Source organism: Limnospira fusiformis SAG 85.79 (assembly GCF_012516315.1).
Taxonomy (GTDB): domain Bacteria; phylum Cyanobacteriota; class Cyanobacteriia; order Cyanobacteriales; family Microcoleaceae; genus Limnospira; species Limnospira fusiformis.
Genome location: NZ_CP051185.1, coordinates 4,966,332 through 4,985,750, shown reverse-complemented (window position 1 = coordinate 4,985,750; position 19,419 = coordinate 4,966,332). Strand labels below are relative to the sequence as shown.

14 protein-coding genes are annotated in these 19,419 nt (G+C 41.1%); 3 read left to right on the top strand and 11 right to left on the bottom strand.

Annotated features, from left to right (window positions below; translation table 11 throughout):
• Positions 1–32 precede the first annotated feature (32 nt).
• Positions 33–1,229: a hybrid sensor histidine kinase/response regulator gene (locus HFV01_RS23390; protein WP_006621614.1), complete on the top strand. Its 1,197-nt coding sequence runs from the start codon at positions 33–35 to the stop codon at positions 1,227–1,229.
• A gap of 34 nt (positions 1,230–1,263) precedes the next feature.
• Here the strand turns inward: HFV01_RS23390 and HFV01_RS23385 are convergent, their stop codons facing one another.
• The gene (locus HFV01_RS23385) at positions 1,264–3,024 is read right to left on the bottom strand and encodes a serine/threonine protein kinase (RefSeq protein ID WP_006621613.1); all 1,761 of its coding nucleotides are present in this window, start codon (positions 3,022–3,024) and stop codon (positions 1,264–1,266) included.
• Positions 3,025–3,099: 75 nt separating this feature from the next.
• Positions 3,100–6,411 carry a tetratricopeptide repeat protein gene (locus tag HFV01_RS23380; RefSeq protein WP_193520428.1) on the bottom strand — a complete coding sequence of 1,104 codons (3,312 nt, stop codon included), beginning with the start codon at positions 6,409–6,411 and terminating at the stop codon, positions 3,100–3,102.
• 270 nt (positions 6,412–6,681) lie between these two features.
• On the opposite strand from HFV01_RS23380, the gene rpiA reads away from it, so the two are divergent.
• Positions 6,682–7,395 carry a ribose-5-phosphate isomerase RpiA gene (gene rpiA, locus HFV01_RS23375; protein WP_006621611.1) on the top strand — a complete coding sequence of 238 codons (714 nt, stop codon included), beginning with the start codon at positions 6,682–6,684 and terminating at the stop codon, positions 7,393–7,395.
• Positions 7,396–7,474: 79 nt separating this feature from the next.
• A complete protein-coding gene (locus HFV01_RS23370) occupies positions 7,475–8,656 on the top strand; it encodes an aldo/keto reductase (protein ID WP_035758774.1) in 1,182 nt (393 codons plus the stop codon).
• Between the two features lie 30 nt (positions 8,657–8,686).
• On the opposite strand, the gene HFV01_RS23365 is transcribed toward HFV01_RS23370, so the two are convergent.
• The 9 genes from HFV01_RS23365 to HFV01_RS23325 form a co-directional block, all read right to left on the bottom strand.
• Positions 8,687–9,964 (bottom strand): hypothetical protein, encoded by a 1,278-nt coding sequence (locus HFV01_RS23365; RefSeq protein ID WP_231296436.1) that lies wholly within the window; start codon positions 9,962–9,964, stop codon positions 8,687–8,689.
• A gap of 159 nt (positions 9,965–10,123) precedes the next feature.
• The gene (locus HFV01_RS23360) at positions 10,124–11,290 is read right to left on the bottom strand and encodes a glycosyltransferase family 4 protein (RefSeq protein WP_006667890.1); all 1,167 of its coding nucleotides are present in this window, start codon (positions 11,288–11,290) and stop codon (positions 10,124–10,126) included.
• Positions 11,291–11,357: 67 nt separating this feature from the next.
• Positions 11,358–12,503 (bottom strand): glycosyltransferase, encoded by a 1,146-nt coding sequence (locus HFV01_RS23355; protein WP_006667889.1) that lies wholly within the window; start codon positions 12,501–12,503, stop codon positions 11,358–11,360.
• 5 nt (positions 12,504–12,508) lie between these two features.
• Positions 12,509–13,753 (bottom strand): glycosyltransferase family 4 protein, encoded by a 1,245-nt coding sequence (locus HFV01_RS23350; protein WP_008056877.1) that lies wholly within the window; start codon positions 13,751–13,753, stop codon positions 12,509–12,511.
• A gap of 15 nt (positions 13,754–13,768) precedes the next feature.
• Positions 13,769–14,905: a glycosyltransferase family 4 protein gene (locus HFV01_RS23345; protein WP_193520427.1), complete on the bottom strand. Its 1,137-nt coding sequence runs from the start codon at positions 14,903–14,905 to the stop codon at positions 13,769–13,771.
• Between the two features lie 14 nt (positions 14,906–14,919).
• Positions 14,920–15,873 carry a lysylphosphatidylglycerol synthase transmembrane domain-containing protein gene (locus HFV01_RS23340; RefSeq protein WP_193520426.1) on the bottom strand — a complete coding sequence of 318 codons (954 nt, stop codon included), beginning with the start codon at positions 15,871–15,873 and terminating at the stop codon, positions 14,920–14,922.
• Positions 15,874–15,897: 24 nt separating this feature from the next.
• Positions 15,898–16,854 (bottom strand): glycosyltransferase family 2 protein, encoded by a 957-nt coding sequence (locus tag HFV01_RS23335; protein ID WP_193520425.1) that lies wholly within the window; start codon positions 16,852–16,854, stop codon positions 15,898–15,900.
• A gap of 107 nt (positions 16,855–16,961) precedes the next feature.
• Complete coding sequence (locus HFV01_RS23330) at positions 16,962–18,197, bottom strand: glycosyltransferase family 4 protein (RefSeq protein WP_318285899.1); 1,236 nt, start codon at positions 18,195–18,197, stop codon at positions 16,962–16,964.
• Between the two features lie 21 nt (positions 18,198–18,218).
• Positions 18,219–19,115 (bottom strand): class I SAM-dependent methyltransferase, encoded by an 897-nt coding sequence (locus HFV01_RS23325; RefSeq protein WP_006621597.1) that lies wholly within the window; start codon positions 19,113–19,115, stop codon positions 18,219–18,221.
• Between the last annotated feature and the right edge of the window lie 304 nt (positions 19,116–19,419).

Below are 19,419 nucleotides of genomic sequence, written 5' to 3'. Positions count from 1 at the left end.
ATAGTAATAGTTTTATTATAGGGATTGCGAATATGAGTCGTGATATTAGTTCCGAGTTTCAACCGGATATTTTGATTGTTGATGATATTCCCGAGAACCTCCGCCTCCTCTCCCAAATGTTGCTAGAACAGGGCTATAAAGTCCGTAAGGCTATCAATGGTCAGCGGGCGCTACAGGCTGTAGAAGCGGAAACACCTGATTTAATTTTACTGGATATTATGATGCCAGAATTAGACGGTTATCAGGTAGCTAAATATTTAAAAGATGACCCGACAACTCGGGAGATTCCTATTATTTTTCTGAGTGCGTTGAGTGATACTATGGATAAGGTATTAGCTTTTGATGTGGGAGGGGTAGATTATATTACTAAACCCTTTCATGTTCAGGAAGTATTGGCTAGGGTGAGAACTCAATTAACCATTAGTCAACAAAAACAGCAATTAATCACCCAAAATCAGCAATTAGAGCGAGAAATTAGGGAGCGCCAAAAGATAGAATCTGCCCTGCGAATTTATATTCATGCGATGTCCCATGATTTACGAAATCCGGTTACTGGAATGTTAATGGTGCTGCAAAATCTCCTCAAAAAAATACCAGAAAATTATGATGAATTACCTGTAGCCCCATCAATTTTAAAGCGTATGGCTAACAGTTGCACTCGCCAATTGGCTTTGATTAATTCCCTAGTGCAAACCAGCAATATAGAATTAAAGGGGATTCATTTAAATTGTCAATCCTTAAATTTGCGTCACTTTACTAACAGATTATCCCTGGAATTAGAGCTAATCTTACAAAAAGAACAGGCGGCAATTAATAATCAAATATCGGAAAATTTACCCTCGGTTAACGCTGACCCTAATCAGCTATGGAGGGTTTTTGATAATCTGTTATCTAATGCGATTAAATATAATCCTCCTGGTATTATCATCACTCTGTCAGCGGAGTTGATTACAGAAGTTATCTCCCCTAAAAATACCCGGGTTAAGTTAGTCCGATGCACTGTTCAAGACAATGGTAATGGTATGAGTGAACAGGAATTAGAGGGGATTTTTGATTTATATAAACGGGGGCGAACTGTGGGGAATATTCAAGGGTTAGGTTTGGGTTTATATTTGTGTCGGCAAATTATCAACGCCCACGGTGGTAAAATCGGGGCGATCGCCACTCCGAAGGAAGGGGCAACATTCTGGTTTACTTTACCTATATTTGATGATAAACTATACAGATAAACAATTCTCTCAGCGGGGGGATTATTGCTGATGTCTATTTCCATCCTATCAGGCGTAAAATCGGGATAATTGTATAGTGAATTACTGCCAAAGATAAAGCTATAGTGCAGCCCAATAAACCCACAAAAGTAATAGCATACCTGAACTGTACCCACTCGGCTATCAGACTGACTTGGGGAAATTGTAATAGATAAATGGGCAGGATATTCAAGTTAGCTAAACCCCAAAAAATAGCGCTGGTGGCGCTGGCGGAAACGATCGCATAAACCGAGCGATGGCTTTTCCAATCCAATCCCCAGGTTAAAATCACGGTAGTCATTCCTATACAAAACCATCTCGCCATAGCCAAATTGCCAAACCCTGGCACTAGGGAGATGGTACTGATAATGCGCCACAGTAACCCCCCCGTTAAATATCCGAATACACCCATCACGCCCGCCCATTTATAGTGACGGCGTTGCTGAAAACCTGCGCCATCGGTCAAGCCTAAACCTGTGCCTAATCCGGCTAAACTTAACACTATAATTTCCGCGCCCAAATTGTTAGATAGATGACTAAACAACAGGGGTAAAGAAGGCTTGAGTAAATCCCCTAATATTTGACCGAGGGGAGATTGATAGGCTAAAATTAACCCTAACCCCGCCCCCAGCATTCCTCCTGAACTAGCCAACCCGATTTGCCAAAGGGTTTCGGTGATAGCCTGAGATATAGCCAGGAGGCTGCGCCCAACCAATTTCAATCCCCCCCAGATAATGCGATCGACTTCAATTAATGCAGTTTTGATGACATCAAGAAACAGTTGAGGAAAGGACATCATCCGGCGGGGATGCCTTTTCATCCTGGCGATGCGGAATAGATAGGTTTGAATATCATCAGCATTTTGGGGGCGCTCATTCACATCATTTTCGACCATACAATCAAGTAATTCGGCAAAGCCGGGAGTCACGGCCACCCGATGTTGCCATTGCAATTTTCCGGTCATGGGGTCTTCAAGTTCGGCGGGAAACAGACCCGTTAACAGGTGGATACAGGTTCGCCCCAAAGCATAAAAATCGGTGGCCGGAGTTATGGCGGCCCCAACTATTTGCTCCGGGGGACTATAACCGGGAGAAACTAGGCGGGTGTGGCTTCTGGGGGTAGTTTCTCGATCGCTATGGACTAAAGTCCCAATTTGTTTCGCGCCGCCAAAGTCAATCATCACCAAGGGACTATCCGCAAGCTGGCTGTAGTCGAGGGTTTGCGGGTGGGGTAAACGCAACATCAGGTTAGACGGTTTCAGGTCTCGGTGTACAATTCCCCGTTTGTGTAACTCCCGCAAAATATCCAAAGCCTGATGCAGCCACAGCATGACCAACTCTTCAGGACAGCCTTGGGGATATTCGGCGAGAATTTCCTCGAGAGTAAGGCCGTTAATTTTTTCCATGATTAAGCAGGGAAGTTGTAAGGGGTTACGGTTGCGTCTTCGTAGGAAAAAATAGCCGTCTGGGACTACCCGTGGGACTCCCGAATGCTGTAGGGATGCCAAAACTCTGGCTTCTTGTTCAAATAATTCTAGGGCTTTGGGGTCGGGTTGCACGAGGACTTTCAGGACTTTTTCGGATTGGGTTTTCAAGTCCCAAATGGTGTACAGCCTGGAAAAGCCGCCACTTCCTAGACTGTTTAAGGGAATATAGCGATCGTTGAGTTGCAATGGCGCACCGCAACTTTGACAAAACCTATTACCCCAAGGCTGGCCATGGGGTTTAGGGCATTTGGGGTTAATACAGTGAACAGTAGATGAAACGGGATGTTCCACGATAGCGACCTTAGTGGTCCAACTCAACAGTTAATTGTGCTATCGTCCATGATAACGTTTCTGGGCGAGATGTTCCTAATTAGTCACGCGCCTTAATTGTTCAAAGGTTCGATACATTTGAATGGCTAACTGTTTAGGATTCCACAAGGGGGCGAGAGTTTCTGGTTGTTTAACTCTGGCTAAATGGTTACTAATTTGCTGTCTTAATGTGGCATTTTGACCAAATTCAATCCCTAGTTGGGTGTATTCTTCCCAACTCCAAGCTACACCTATATCAAGGTTAACTGATTTTAGGAAAGCATAACCCATCCGCGATAAATACTGTCTACCTGACCTGGTGACTACGGGTAATTCTGACCATAATGCCTCTAGGTTATGGGTTCCTCCATTGTAGGGGTAGGAATCTAACATGACATCCGCAACTTTATAAATCGCCCGGTGTTCTTCTTCGGTTTTGGTGAGTCCTAAAAAGATTAAACGATTGATGTCAACTCCTAGGTCTTCGCAGGCTTGGTTATACATTTCTCGCAGTAGTTGGGCATCCCCTTGACCTTTGCGAATTAATACACTATTGGGAACCGATCGCAGAATATTAACCTGGGCTTTGATCATCTCCCCATTGGTTTTTCGCCCCGGCGCAACGCATAGATAAGCTACGGCATTTGGGGGGATATTTAACTGTTGTCTCACCATGTTTCTATCTACGGGACGGGTGGGAAGTCCGGCTATGGCTACGGCGGTATCTGGTAGCCTAACTAGGCGTTCGAGATAATGTTTTTCTATTCCGGGTGGGTGAGTATGTTGGTCACAAATTAGATAATGGTTACTGGTGAGATAGGGGGCATCAAATCCTAACCAAGTTACACAAACTGGGGCGGGGGATTTATGCAAAACTTGCACGTTTACAGGAATGGTTACTGAGTCGAGATCAACTAATACATCAATGCGATCGCTTCGGATTTCTTGACTTAATTCTTCTGCGGAGGCAAAACCATTGGGATAGGATTTCGGCCAATAGCATTTAGCGACGGTTTGTTCATATCTGGCTGTTACCTCATCGGGGTGCAGTATGCCACTAATATATAAATTAATATGGGGGGTAATTGCGGACATTTCTTTGATGACTCCTTCGGCACACCAACCCACGGAATGGCGGCGAAAATGTTTGGAAAGAAAACCGATTTTTAAAGGGGAACGCGGTTCGGCATAAATAGACGGGGGAGTGGCTATGGGTTCTTGGTAATAAGATTGACAAATTATCTGATAAAATTGGGCGTTTCCTTCTAAGTTATCCCGGAGGTGGGGAACTGTAAATAAAATGATTTCATAAATTAGCCTGATTTCGATTTCTGTGAGGGTTTCCATGCTGTTATTGCAGATGGTTTCTAAGTGTTCGAGTTTGGCTAATGCCTGTTCACAAGCGCCTGATTGAGTATAGGAAAAAATATAGGCGATCGCGCATAGGACGGGTAGAGTTTTACCGCAGTTTTCCCAGTAGCGATCGGCTACCTTTCTGGCTTTTCCTAAATTGGTGGAATGGCTGAGAAGATCACAGAGTTGTTGATAGGCTTCGGCAAAATCTGGTTTAAGTTCCAGCGCTTTTTCTAGGTTGGCTACGGCTTCTTTGGGTTCCTTTTGTTTTTGAATATGGGCGAGACGACAGTAAACTTCTGCCCATTCTGGTTTTAATTGTAGGGTTTTTTGATAGTTAGCGATCGCCTCTGGTAGTTGTCCAAGGATTGCCTGCATATTCGCTAAATTAGCATAGGCATCGGGAAAATTGGGTTGGAGTTCAATTACTTTTTGATAGTGATTAATGGCATCTTGGTGGCGGCGGAGTTTGGTAAAAATGCGGGCGGTGTGTAGATACAGTTCCGGCATTTTGGGGCTGAGAGCAATGGCTTTTTGTAACTGGTCTAAAGCCTCTTTTAAGCGGTCTTGCTGCACCCGTAAACAGCCGATATTAGCATAGGGTTCCGCCCAATTGGGTTTCCGGGAAATTGCCCGTTGATAACTGGCGATCGCTGGTTCATATTCACCCCGTCGCGCCAGAATATTGCCTAACTCAAAGTGAAAGTCGGCTTCTACTAAATCGGGTTTTAATTCTAAGGCGATTTTCCAGGAATTAATGGCGGCTTCTGTATTTCCTAATTGTTGATAAACTCTCCCTAAATTCCAATGTACCGCCGCCAAGTCCGGTTTAATCTCAATGGACTTTTGATAAGCGGCGATCGCTTCATTTACCTGCCCATTTTGCAGATACATGGTCGCTAGATTAGCATGAACTTCCGCAAAATCGGGATGAATTTCTAAGGCTTGATTGTAGGCGCGAATGGCTGAGGATATTTTGCCTTGAAAATGTAAGGCATTACCCAGGACTACATAGACAAATAAAAAATTAGGATCGAGTTTTAAGATTTGCTGACAGGTGGCAACAGTTTCCTCTAATTTGCCCTGAGATAAATATAATTCTGCTTGTTTTTGTAAGGATAATACCCTGGGATTTATCGGCTTTTGTGCCCAAAATTTTGCATCTGCTTGAATTAATAACTGTTCAGTGGGAGGGGTAACTAAATCCTCTGATTCCTGGGTTTCTTCCTGATAGTGTAATTCCCCTTCTAAGACTTGACCCGAAAAATCTACCCCCTGTTCATCAAAACTATCGGTAGCATCTTCTATAAAATTCATCGATTCACTGATAGACCCGGAAACCGGAGTTTCTAGCCGGGATTTTAATTCGGCAATTTTCCCGATAATATCACTATTATTAGCATCAAGTTTGAGGGCGGTTTTATAATTGGCGATCGCCTCATTAATCTGACCATTTTTCTCTAGCGCTTCCGCCAGTTTGCGATAAAAATCCGGTCTGTCTTGTAGGTTAATCGCCCGCTGATAACAGGTAATAGCGCCCGCCATATCCCCTGATTTAATCAAAGCATTTCCTAGCATCCAATGAACAATCGCAAAATCAGGATCAATTCCCAGGCATTTCTGATAACAATTAATCGCCTCATGCCATCTCTGTTGCTGATAATAAACACCACCCAAATTACTATAAGCTATGCTATAATTTGGCTCAATTTCCAACCCTTGAGTATAAGCCCAAATAGCCAAATCCAGACAATTACACATTTGCAGAGCATTGCCAACTCGCATATAAGCCCCAGCCAAATCAGGCTGTAATTTTAAAGCCTTTTCTAAAGCCGAAATAGCTGCATCAATTTCCTGATTATAAATATATGATTCTGCCAACATGATATAAACATCGGCATTTTTAATATCCAGTTCTAAAGCCTTCATATAAGCCTCAATACTAGCTGGATAATCACCCCGACTAAAAAAAACCTGGCCCTGACAACAATAAACCTTAATCTGCTCTGAATTCACTAACTTTCCTCAAATGCGTGTTGATACAACTAATAATAATCTGTCAGCGTATTAGGTAGAATTGGCAACCGTCCAACAGTTACCCCAAATTATCACTTATTCAAACCACCGCTCTGCTATGATATAATACAACACCAGGGCGACTTATCCAACCCCAGATAATTTTGGTGTTGACTCAAATATGATGTTTGCCAAGGTACAAAACGCGATAAAGTAAAAATTGTTGATCAAACTACAGTTATCCAAAACTGTCCTTTAGGAGTATTTAGCATGAGTCCAGAACAAGACCCCGTTAAGTTAATGAAGCAACAGGTTGGCAAAGCGGCAGCAGACCGGGTTAAGTCCGGTTCCATTGTCGGACTGGGAACGGGGTCAACCACAGCATACACAATTCAATTTTTAGGAGAACGCCTCAAAAGTGGGGAAATCAAAGATATTAAAGGCGTTCCCACCTCATTCCAAGCCTCTGTACTTGCCAAGGAATATGGCATTCCCCTCACCACTTTAGATGAAATTGACCATATTGATATCGCCATTGATGGTGCTGATGAGGTTGATCCTCACAAAAATTTAATCAAAGGTGGTGGTGCCGCTCACACTCGCGAAAAAATTGTAGACTGTTTAGCAGATCAGTTTATTGTAGTTGTAGATGGTTCTAAAATCGTAGATCGTCTGGGTTCTACATTTTTATTACCCGTGGAAGTTATGCCAATGGCGATGACTCCGGTAATGGCAGCCATTACCAAACTTGGGGGTAAACCTACCCTGAGAATGGGAGTCAAAAAAGCTGGACCTGTGATTACAGACCAGGGAAATATGGTGATTGATGTCAAATTTGATGCGATCGATAATCCCGCCGAATTAGAAAAAACCCTCAACAATATTCCTGGGGTTTTAGAAAATGGTTTGTTTGTCGGTGTGGCTGATGTTATCCTAGTGGGAGAAATCAAAGACGGTCAACCTGTTGTCCGCGAGATTTCCTAATCCTCAAAAAAAACTGGGGGATAGAAACCCAAACGCTGGTTTCTGTTTCCCCTAATTGTTGCCATATAAATAGCTGATGATGCACTATAGAAGGTTTGGACGAACTGAACTGCCGATGCCTGTATTATCCTGTGGTGGAATGCGGTATCAATATCAGTGGCAAGATGCCTCTCCTGAAAAAATACCCCCCGAAAGTCAGCGGAATTTAGAAGCGGTAATTCGCCGTTCCCTAGAGTCGGGAATTAACCATATTGAAACCGCTAGGGGTTATGGTACATCGGAGATGCAACTGGGTTGGATTTTACCAAAACTACCCCGCGAAAGGCTAATTATTCAAACCAAAGTTTCCCCGAAACCAGACCCGGCTGAGTTTCGCCGTGACTTTGACAAATCTCTGAAATATTTACAGTTAGACTATGTGGATTTATTGGGTCTACATGGGATTAATACCCCGGAACTGTTAGAATATTCGATTCGACCCGGTGGCTGTTTAGAAGTCGCTCAAGAATTGCAAAAAGAAGGAAAAGTCAGATTTATTGGGTTTTCCACCCACGGGCCAACGGATGTTATTGTTAATGCGATCGCTACTGATAAATTCGACTATGTTAACCTACACTGGTATTATATCAATCAACTAAATTGGCGCGCCATTGAAGCCGCCAACCGTCATGATATGGGAGTGTTTATCATCAGTCCTTCTGATAAAGGGGGGAAATTATATGATCCGCCTCAAAAGTTAGTAGACCTATGTTCTCCCATTAGTCCCATTGTATTTAACAACTTATTTTGTTTATCTTATCCCCAAGTTCATACCCTCAGTTTAGGCGCATCGAAACCTACAGATTTTGATGAACATTTACAGGCTATGGACCTCCTAGACCGTTGGGATGAAATCTTACCCCCCATTTTAGAAAAGTTAGAGAAAACCGCCATAGAAGCCCTAGGGGAAGATTGGTTCAAGACATGGAATCAGGGTTTACCTAACCCAGAAGATACACCCAATAATATTAATATTCCCATCATTCTCTGGTTAAGAAATTTAGCGATCGCATACGATATGACCGAATATGGTAAAATGCGCTATAACTTACTGGGAAATGGTGGTCATTGGTTCCCCGGACAAAACGCCGCCACTATTGACCAAGTAGATTTAAGTGACTGTTTAAAAAATAGTCCCCACGCCGATAAAATCCCCCAATTATTGCGAGAAACCCATCAACTGCTAGGCGGTCAATCAGTCCCCAGATTATCTCAAAGTTAAGTTAATCATAATCCCGTAATAATTACCCCACTATCCTATTAGCAATAAAGCGCGGAGTAAAACTTGAGGTCTCAGAAGAGTCTTAATAGTTAATCGTGGCGGTTGAGGAATCTCAGTAGATTGACGACTAAAGTGATATTCTTGCCATCGCAAAACCACAATACAAGCCAGATAAATCATATAACCTGGTTCCTCCATCTGAGTAAAAATCAACCCAAAAGACAAGGGACATAAAACCAGAAACTTAGAAATATCATCAAAACAGAGTCTACGCCAAACCACAAACCAAATATACAAAAATGATGCCAGTCCCAAAAAGCCGACATCTCCCCAAATTCCCGCCCAACCAAACAGGGGAGAAAACATACTCGATTGATCTCCTAACCAACTAGCTCCTACCGCTTGCCAAATGGTATTAGTAGCGGGGTGGGAAGTAGCCCCAAGGGGTCTTAAAATAAACGCATATTCCCGTAGCATCCAGCCTCCTAGTCTTCCTACAGTGTGACCAGGACCTAAGCCTAGCAAAGGATGAAGGGGAGACTCATAGAAAGCCGGAACAATGCGAAAAGTAGCAGATTTCAGTAAAGTAGCTTCTCCTTCCGGCCCATAAATTTCCGGCCGCATCCAAGTTTGAAAAGCACTCATCTCAGGTACATTATGAATCGCCCACCAAAACACATAAGATAATATCCCAAAAATAATTACAAATTTAATAGCATCAGCCATATTTTTAAATTTAGTTAATAGCAGAAATCCCCCAGCAATACCAAACACTAAAATTACCTGTTTAGCATCAGAAATAACCATGTGCCAAAAAGTTGCTAATACCACGGCAGCCCGCAACCATATAGGCAGATTTTTAGCTGCCAAAAAATAGTAAATCCCAAAGGTTAATGATACAGAAGCACCGATGACATGACCCGCACCTTGGGCAATAAAAACACCTTTGATATTGTCTTCTAATCCCTGGCGTAGATGGAGATGCAGAACATACTGTTGCACATAGGCAAATGCTAGATTAGTGAAGGATGCAAAAACAATATAGCCACGCAATTGGTTTAACTTGTCCAAAGTAATCGGGACAGTCAGAATAATAACAATAAATAAAAAATGTTCACATAACAACAAGAAATTAACGGCAATATTAATTAAACCAGCGGCATTTAATAAGGCACTGGCTACGGAAATAATCAGAAAAATAAATAGAGCCACTACCATTTCTTTAATGATGGTAATTTGTTGTCGGTCTTTGATCTTGGTTTTCCACAGAGCAAAAGCAAACAGCCAGGGAACTATTGCCAGATGCACTAAGTTAACAATCGAGGGAAATTTTAAAAGCTGAAGTACGCGGGAAAAAAATGCGCAAATGAAGGCAAATAGAGTCAGTGTCGAGAGTTTAATATATCCCTTTTTAGGTTTAATTAATCTTGATTGATTGGGGTATGTTTCCATTAATCATGTAATCTACTAGGGTTTACTCAAAACTAACTGGTAAATTGATTTCAGTTGCTCATAATTTTGTTGTGCTGTATATTTGGCTTCAAATTCTGCCCTGGCTTCTCGGCGCATTTGAGGGAGTTTTTCAGGATGGGAAATTAGGGATTCAACTTGTTCGGCAAGACTGATGGGATCGCTGGGTTTAAATCGCAGTCCCGTGCGACCATCTTCTACTAATTCGGCGATCGCACCTAAGTTAGAAGCAATTACAGGAGTACCCTTAGCAAAGGCTTCTACAGCGACTCTACCAAAGGTTTCATACCATTTAGAAGGGAAAATTAAAACCATGGCTTCTCCCATCAATTTATACACTTCTGGGAGGGGTCTACGTCCTAACCATTGAATGTGAGGTAATTTCTCAGCAGCGGCTTGGACACGGGGGACTAAAGGACCATCCCCCACAATTTTTAAGGGTACTGGTTGACGGAGATTTTGCCAAGCATCAATCAGCACATCTAAGCCTTTTTCTACAGATAATCTACCTACAAATAGCGCATATCCCCCTTCCCCACTGCCGACTCCTGGATCGGGATAGACAAAGTTAGGTTTAACTATTATTCGGTCTTCTGACCACCCGGCTTCAATAAATTTCTGGCGAGCAAATTGGCTGAGAGTAATAAATATATCTACCTGATTTACCCAAGTGCGAGCCATACGGTGTAGGGTTAACATGGTTGCAGTGATGGCACTGGCGGCTCGATTTTCTCGGTAACAGGCGTGAATAACTCCGGGATAGGGTACAAATTTACCTAGACAGTCTTCACAAATGCGATCGGAGCGAAAAAACAATCCATTAGGGCAAATTAATCGGTAATTTCGGAGGGTTTGAACTACTGGGACTCCCTCAGATTTAGCCGCATAATATACTGATGGAGAGATTAAGGGGAAAAAGTTTTGAACATGAACAATATCTGTGGGGTGGGTTCGCAACTTTTGTTTAACTATTTTGTAGGCTTCTGTAGACCAAATGGTTGTAGAAGCTAAATGTACTCGATTAAGGCTGGCAACTCGCTCATTGCTATCTTGATAAATATCAACTTGATTACCATTTGCTTTGAGCAAATTAGCTTCGGCTTGGGTTGATTCGTCTTCCCCGCCTCGAATTTGATAATTGTTATGAATAGACAAAATACGCATTGAGATTGAGTTAGTACCTCAGTAAATTGTTATAGTCATTATACCGTAAACTTTCTCATTATGCTGGCTATGTTCCTTTCCCTAATTCAGGCGGCGCTAAAACGGTTGTATAAATTTCTTCTAATCTTCGCGTTTGGCGATCGCGATTAAAATTGGACTGCATATATTTTCGTCCTTGTTGACTAAATTTTTGCCACATTTCCAAATTAGTTAATAATTGCTGTATTGAGTTAGCTAAACCATCTATATCTCTTTCTGGACAAAGAAAGCCAGTTTCTCCATCAATCACCGCTTCTGGGATACCTGCGTGGTAGGTGCTGACCACAGGGAGACCCATCGCCTGTGCTTCTAAAACCACATTCGGTAAACCCTCTGAGTCTCCCTGGGTTCCGGTGATGCTGGGAGTCGCCATAATTTGGGCGCGGTTCATCCAATTTTTGACTATTTCTGGAGATTGTACACCCAAAAATTGATAATTTTTGAGGGTATTGGCGGCGGAGGTTTCGAGGGCGGTTCGTAGGGGGCCATCACCGATGATCACTAATTTGAGAGCAGGTTGTTGGGATTGTATTTTAGCCATAGCTTTAATTAAATATTCACAGCCTTTTTTTTCGGTTAGCCGACCTACAAATAAAACAATTGGCTCTCGTTTAATAGCCAAATCAGGCGTAAATTGATGAACATCAACACCATGATAATGGGTCTGAATTTTATCGGGTGGAAATCCCTGTTCTAGCAGTTTTTTTTCAATAAACTTAGAAACAGTTAAAAATAATGTGGTCTGTTGTTTCAAGGTTGCTAGGCGCTGAAAATAAACCCAATGGTTGAGGGAGCTATAGCGAGATGATTGTTCCTTTACCGTGGCATCAGCGCCCCTATAATGGACAATAAGCGGAATTTTTAGCCGCACCACCCAAGGCAACATTAGCGCCCCACTCAAGCCAAATTGAGCATGAATCAGCAGGGGATTTAATTGGTGGACTTTCCCATAAATTTCCGGCGCAAATCCAGTGATTTTAAAAAGCTGTTCTGCTACTTTATCTATAGGCTTTCCTTGATTAATAACTAAAGTACGTTTTTCAGGTAAATCTAACCCCTTAACCCGCCGACAACCTACATAATAAGGGGTAAATTTCTCAAGTTTTTCGGCGGGATCTCGGATAAAGGTTTGGGAGGGAGGAAGCAGTAGACTATTAAAAATAATGATATTCACTGTAATTATACCGAATTATGAGAATTGTGGATTGTTTCATATAAGTTAGCTAGTTCTGGCCCTTTGTTTTGCCAACTATACAAGTTTTTAACTCTGGCGCGAGAGCGATCGCTTTTTTGTTTCCACAGATGCTTATCATTAGCTACAATAGTCATGGCATTAGCTAAATCATTGATAACTTGATCGGGGTTATTTGGCTCAACTTTAAAGCCTGCATCCTCAGAAACAATTAATGCTGGTCCCCCTAAATTTAAACAAATAACCGGGCGACCTGCCGCCATTGCTTCTACACAAACTAAGCCCCCAGACTCGTGTAAGCTGGGATGAACTAACCCCAAGCATTCTGATAGTTTTTTGAGGGTTTCCGGTCTGGATAACTGATTCCAGAATTTAACTTGGTTGGCAATTCCCAAATTTTGAACTAGGGTTTCAAGTCGGCGACGTTCTGGCCCATCTCCGACGATCCAATATTCGGCATCTGGAGGCAATTTGGCTTCGGCGAAGGCTTTGAGTCCGAGATGAAACCCTTTCCAGTGTAACAGACGGCCGATACTGATAAATTTAACCCCTTGAGGTTGAGAGTCAGCCAACTGGCTGAGTTGAGTGATTTCTAAATCAGATAATCCTAACTGAGATAAAACCTCTACATTTTTCGCCCCTAATTTTCTGAGTCTCTGGGTGGTTTCTGCTGTGGTTCCCCAGACTAAAACACTGCGTTGCGCGGTGAGTTTAACGAAGGGGTCTAATTCTCCTAAATTTCGGGCTATATCTCGCATTATTTCATACATAATTCCCCGCCAACCGAAGTCTAGCCAGAAGGCTTTGGGGGCCGATTCTCCACCGCCTACAGGTCCCCATAAAAAAGGTATAGGAAGAAGTGCTAAAAAACTGGGGGTTGAGTGGCGCTCATAGGTGACATGATGCACTACATCAAAAGTGATGGTTTCCTGGAGTTGTTTGGCAACAAAATAAGCTGCTATTTGCCATAAATAATAGTGCAGGTAAACTACCCTTTGTTTGAGATTTGCTGGCCGCACCCAGGAGGGAGGTTCGCAGTAAATTACCTGTAGTTTAATTATGGGGTTTTGCTTGAGTTCGGCTTCAATGGTTGGGCGGTTATTTTGTCGGGTGAGAACCCAAACATTATGATATTTTGCTACTTCCTGAATGGGATTCCAACCCAAGCCTGGTTCTGAACCTTCTCCTGGACGACAGGCGTAGGCTGAAATTAGAATATTTAAAGGTTCCACGCTTCCTCCTTTGGTCTAGTAATTCGGAAATATAAAAGATGTAACCTGATTGAGAAAATTAGCTGCGGCTTCTGGGGTGTAATTATCCATTAGTTTTTGCGATCGCATTCCCATTAACTTAGCTAATTCGGGATTTTGAATAAACCTGGCCATCAATTCTGCTAAATATTTCGGCTGTTGGGGATGAAAACAATAACCGTTTTCTCCATCAGTAATTAATTCAGATGCTCCCGCCAATTCAGAACACAAAACAGGTCGCCCCAAAACCATTGCCTCTAATACTACCATTCCCCAAGTATCCTCCAAAGTTGGTAAGACAAAAACATCAGCTTGGGTGAAATAAGTGGCTAATTGATGGTATTCTACCCGACCGAACCAACGCACATAATTGGTGAGTTGATTTTGTTGACAAAAAGTTTCTAGCTCCGGTCGTTGATGGCCATCACCCACCACCCATAACTGATAATTGGTTTCTCCCTGTTGTTGTAGTATAGCACAGGCTTCTAAAAGATAGCTCAGGCCTTTGCGAGGAATAATTCCCCCCACAAATAAAAAGGTTAGCTGTTGAGAAGATGTGGATTTCAAATGCGGATCAGGAGTACCCATGGACTGCACCCAAGGCACTTCATAGGGATGAACAAAAACTTGATTTTCTTGGGCATTTAGAACCTCTATTAGATAATTTTTGCCGCCGTGAGAGTTGGTAATACAAGCATCAGCGGCTTTCACCATAACTCGTCTAATAGCTAGACGTAGGGGGGAGTTACGATAGTCTACACCGGGAGAACTTCCTTCGTAGGCGATGACAACTCGCCAACGTCCTATAGGTTTAAATAAAATTGCTAAAATTGTCCACACGCCAAAGGAGTTAGAAAAAATTAAATCTGGTTTAAACTTGAGTAATCGCTTAACAATATTTAGGGGAAGATAGGTAAAATTATCCCCATAGCTATTGGTAGATTTTTTGATGGAAATAATTTGGCGATCGCCTAAAATTTCCACTCGAAAACTATCCTCTAGTCCCGGTGCGAAACCATGCCAGCGACTGGTGAAAACCGTAGTATCCGGGAATTGTTTACTATAGCAACTTAGGGAAGGCTGCCAGTAGTAAAAAGCCGAAGTAAGTAACCAAGCCACACGGAGATTTTTCATGATTTTTAGATTTTCTATATATCAGATTGTTTCAGATTTCTGACTGTAGTTAAATATTGGCTTAAAAATGGCAAGCCTCCTACAGCCGGGAGAAAGTAGCGAGCAGTGCATAATAACCCTAACCCTGCTGCCACTGTAGCATTAAAATAAGGTTCATAGAAAATCACTAAGGCTGCATCCCTCGTACCCACCCCCGCAAAAGTTAAAGGCATTAATCCAGCTAAAATAGCTAAGGGAGAGAGAGCAAGATTCGTAATAAAAGGAACCCAGGCATTAAGTGCAAGGATAAAAAACCAAATTTGTAGTAAATGCAAAAACCAAATAAAAATTGAAGTAGCACTAATTTTGAGAAGCTGGCGCTTATCACTCCAAAAATGTTCGTGCATTGCTGTCCAAGATTCCTGCAACTTTGCGATTTTTTTTCCGATAGTTTTCGGAGTAATTTTCTCTAAAATGAAAAACAAAAAATCTGCAAAATTCCGAGAACTCAAAATCAAAATTCCGATAATTAAACCCGTGGTTACACCCAAAGTCATTGTCAGAAAAATCAAATCTTTTCGATGGTATAAAAATAGACCGAATACACACCATAACAATAAAGATAGTAAATCACATGATTTCTCAAATACCACCAATGAAAGGGAAAGAGAACCGCTTAAATGTCCCCGTTCTCGCATAAAATACGCTTTAGCAATATCTCCCATTTTTGAGGGTAAAACCATATTTAAAACACTAGCAGCTAGAATCAGGCGATTAGCTTCCCAAAATCCGAGATAGGTGCTTTTGGGCATAAGTTGTTGTAGTCGCCAAGCGGTAAATAAAGTAATAGGAATTACCATAGCCAAACTGACAGGCATCCAAAAAGGATGGGAATTTATCAAGATATCTGCTAATCCTTGGAGGTCAATTTTAGAATAAATAATTGACAGGATTATAATGCTAACAGCAATGGAAATAAATCGCTTCATAGATTAGAATACTCTGGCTAAAATTTAGTTTTCTTTGTGATGGTCATATTCCATCCTCCGCAAGCGAAGTTGAATATCTTCTAGCATTTTTCGATTGACTGACATTAAATCAGCAATTAGACCGAACATCCACAATTGAAAACCAATTAAAATTAGGATGGCTGCTAAAATTAAACTGGGAGCGCGAGCGCGGGTAGGTTCTCCTACAAATAGCACTAACCAACGTATACATAATATCAATCCTAAACTTAGGGGAAAACTTCCTAGAAAAGTGAATAATCGCAGCGGTCTATAGGTCATGAAAATTCTAAAAATGGTAAAAATTGACCGCTGGATATAGTAAGGAATACTTTTAACTAATCGCGAAGGTCGTAAATAGGAATTAGTACGGATAGGTACGGATGTAAGAGCGACACCTTTTTGACCTGCTTGAATAATGGTTTCTAAGGTATAAGTATATTCATTAAAAACATTAAGCTGCATGGCTGCTTTGCGACTAAAAGCTCTAAAACCACTGGGAGCATCGGCGATCTTAGTGCTACTGGCAAGTCGCACAACACGACTACCGAGTTTTTGTAAGAACTTTTTAGCAGGAGAAAAGTGTTGAATATTCTCAATGGGTCTGGCTCCAATGACGACTTCTGCATAACCTAATAAAATTGGTTCGATGAGTTTGGGGATATCTTGGGCGCAGTATTGGTTATCGGCATCGGTGTTAACAATAATATCGGCTCCGGCTTTTAAGGATGCTTCAATTCCTGCCATAAATGCTTTAGCCAAACCTTGATTATGGTCAAAATTTACCACATAATCAACACCACAGGCTTTGGCAACCTCTACAGTATTATCAAAGCTACCATCATTAATAATTAGCCATTCTACACAATCAATGCCGGGAATTTGGCGAGGAAGTTCTGATAGGGTAAGTCCGAGATTTGGTGCTTCGTTAAAACAGGGGATTTGAATAATTAGCTTGGTCATAGTTTGATCTTGATTTTATTTTTATGCCTCAACTTAAATATAAGTGAAAGTCAAATAACCATAGCATATATTGATTTCACCTGACTGATCAAGCCGAGCCATCTTAACTAGACTTTTTCAAAAATAATCCGTGAAAACTCGGATGCTGAGTTTTGTTTAACCCAATTTTGCATTTGCACCGGATCGCCAAATTCCAGGGGATTAGAAATTTCTAAAAACTTAATTAATCCCTTAGCAATTTCTTGGGGTTGGCTAGAATCAACAGTTAATCCCAGATGATACCGTCGCACCATTTCTCCCATTAATCCATAATTAGAACATAGTACAGGTTTGTTAGCTGCCGCCGCCAATAAGAGAATACCACTCATCCCCACATGGCGCTGATACGGTGCTAAAACTACATCGGCAATTTGAAAATAAGCCATAACTTCTGACTCCGGCACAAATTGATAATATCTAATAATTTGAATGGGCTTAGTTTGACAAATTTCGCTAATTTGGCTGTCTAGGGAATTAGCAATGCTAGACTCTCCTACCAGGAGAATACACAGTTTTTGACACAAATCTGCTGGTAAACTAGCAATGCTATCCAGTAGCTGATAGATGCCTTTACGTGCTGTTAAAGCACCAAATAATAAAAATACTCGCCGCTGAGAATCAATTTGGAGACTCTTGCGCCAATCATCTATTATAATTGGTTTGAAATTATCCAATTTGACCGGATCAGGAAGGTAGACAGCTTTAGGTTGACTCGGAAACTTAGGAAACTGATTAAGTTGGGGGACGGCGAAAGGATCAAGGCAAAAAACTGTTTGGAGTTGAGGATTAGCCAAAATGCGTTTTAGGGCTATTTTTTCGCGTAACTGTTGCAGGTAATTTTTCCAAGTGCGATCGTAATGATCTAATTGGTGATAGTGAAAGGTCGGCCGAAAATAAATCCCCGAAAATTTGCAGGGTGATTTTGCCCCAAAGGCTAGGGGAATTTGACAGGTATCAAAATACATAATCAGACAATGATCTGGTCTCAAGTTGGTGGCATACTTGCAGAAAATTTCCCACTCTTTAAAATTGCGACTTAGTCTTTTTAACTTAGATTTTCGGGAGTTAAGATGTTCTTCTTCGGCTTGGGTAATTGGCACAAAATGGATGTCTTGATGATGATCACCTTGACTCAATTCAACTACATCCTGATGTTCATCCAGAAATCGGCAAGACACCACAATTTCCAGATTTTTGGGGATTTTATGGATTTGCCAATATTCAATTAAATGACGAATATAACTGGGATGATGACCTCGAATCGAAAGGTCAAACAGCATCAATTTTTGTGGGTAATTTTTCACGGTTATTTTATCCCCCTAAATTTATCTATATCCGATGATAGTCATACCTCTAAATAACAGGGGGGTGTTGGCTAATTTTTGTCTCAATTTATAAGGAAAAATGTTTAATAAATATTCTACCAACTTAATCACATTAATTGATATACTATTGATGGGAATTTCTAAGTAAATTTTGCCGTTAGACTTCACCCAAATTATCTTAGAAAAACCTACTTTCTTAAAAATATCATACATTTCACTGAGTTTATATTCTTTTAAATGAAAGCCAGTAGCTTGCTGATCAAAGTGGCGAGAAACATCATGGGGACCTGAATACCAATTAGGTGTGATACAAATATACTTACCATTTGCAGCTAAAGTATTGTAGATATTTTCAAGCTGTTCTAGGGCATCATCAGGATGTAAATGCTCCATTAATTGATGACTATAGGCTAAATTAACTGTATTTTTAGGGACGGGAATATTACAACCATCGGAAATAAAAATTTCCATATTATCGGGAATATTCGGTAGTTTAGTAATTTCAGTTGATACATCAACTGCGTAAACTCGTTTGACTCGTTGAGCGACTTCTATGGATAAACTACAATCACCAGGACCTATTTCTAAATAGGTGATTTCTGGGTTAAGAAAACGGGCTAATAATTGCAGACGCTGGTTAACAATCCAAGTTTGAATTTCGGGGCTAGATTTTCGGGTAAGTTGAGGATGATGCGGGACTTTTTGGAAGAGTTGATTATATACCTGAGTGTATAAATGCCCACCCATGCGTTCCTCTCTGGTAGAATTCATTAACTGGCGGGCTAGTTCTTGTTCAATTTCATAATGTTCTCGAATTTGCTCCCAGGTGCGACTATCTCTAGCATCAGTTTTGGGAGTAGAAACCTGAGTTGTATTGGTGTTAGTTTTAGCAGTCATAACTAATAGGTAAAATTGAGGTGATACGAATTGGGTAAAATACGATAAACATTAAATAAATTTCTGAAATTTAGATGTTTATCTTAGCCTAGTTTAGACTCAAACTAGGCATAAATTCTACTTATTGTCGGGGTGATACTAGGCGCGGTTATCATAAAATTTGATGTAGATTATGGCACGGTTTTCATCGGAAGTCATCTGTTGATAGTTATCAATAACTAATATATAGTTGCTTTTTTAATAATTAAAGTTAATCATAAATATTTAACAATCAAATCAATATTAATTATTATAGAATAATTAA

What these genes read in the sequence shown, in the direction of transcription:
- HFV01_RS23390 (WP_006621614.1), top strand. Translation starts at nt 33, where the DNA reads ATGAGTCGTGATATTAGTTCCGAGTTTCAACCGGATATTTTGATTGTT.
- rpiA (WP_006621611.1), top strand. Translation starts at nt 6,682, where the DNA reads ATGAGTCCAGAACAAGACCCCGTTAAGTTAATGAAGCAACAGGTTGGC.
- HFV01_RS23370 (WP_035758774.1), top strand. Translation starts at nt 7,475, where the DNA reads ATGCACTATAGAAGGTTTGGACGAACTGAACTGCCGATGCCTGTATTA.
- HFV01_RS23360 (WP_006667890.1), bottom strand. Translation starts at nt 11,290, where the DNA reads ATGCGTATTTTGTCTATTCATAACAATTATCAAATTCGAGGCGGGGAA.
- HFV01_RS23345 (WP_193520427.1), bottom strand. Translation starts at nt 14,905, where the DNA reads ATGAAAAATCTCCGTGTGGCTTGGTTACTTACTTCGGCTTTTTACTAC.
- HFV01_RS23340 (WP_193520426.1), bottom strand. Translation starts at nt 15,873, where the DNA reads ATGAAGCGATTTATTTCCATTGCTGTTAGCATTATAATCCTGTCAATT.
- HFV01_RS23335 (WP_193520425.1), bottom strand. Translation starts at nt 16,854, where the DNA reads ATGACCAAGCTAATTATTCAAATCCCCTGTTTTAACGAAGCACCAAAT.
- HFV01_RS23325 (WP_006621597.1), bottom strand. Translation starts at nt 19,115, where the DNA reads ATGACTGCTAAAACTAACACCAATACAACTCAGGTTTCTACTCCCAAA.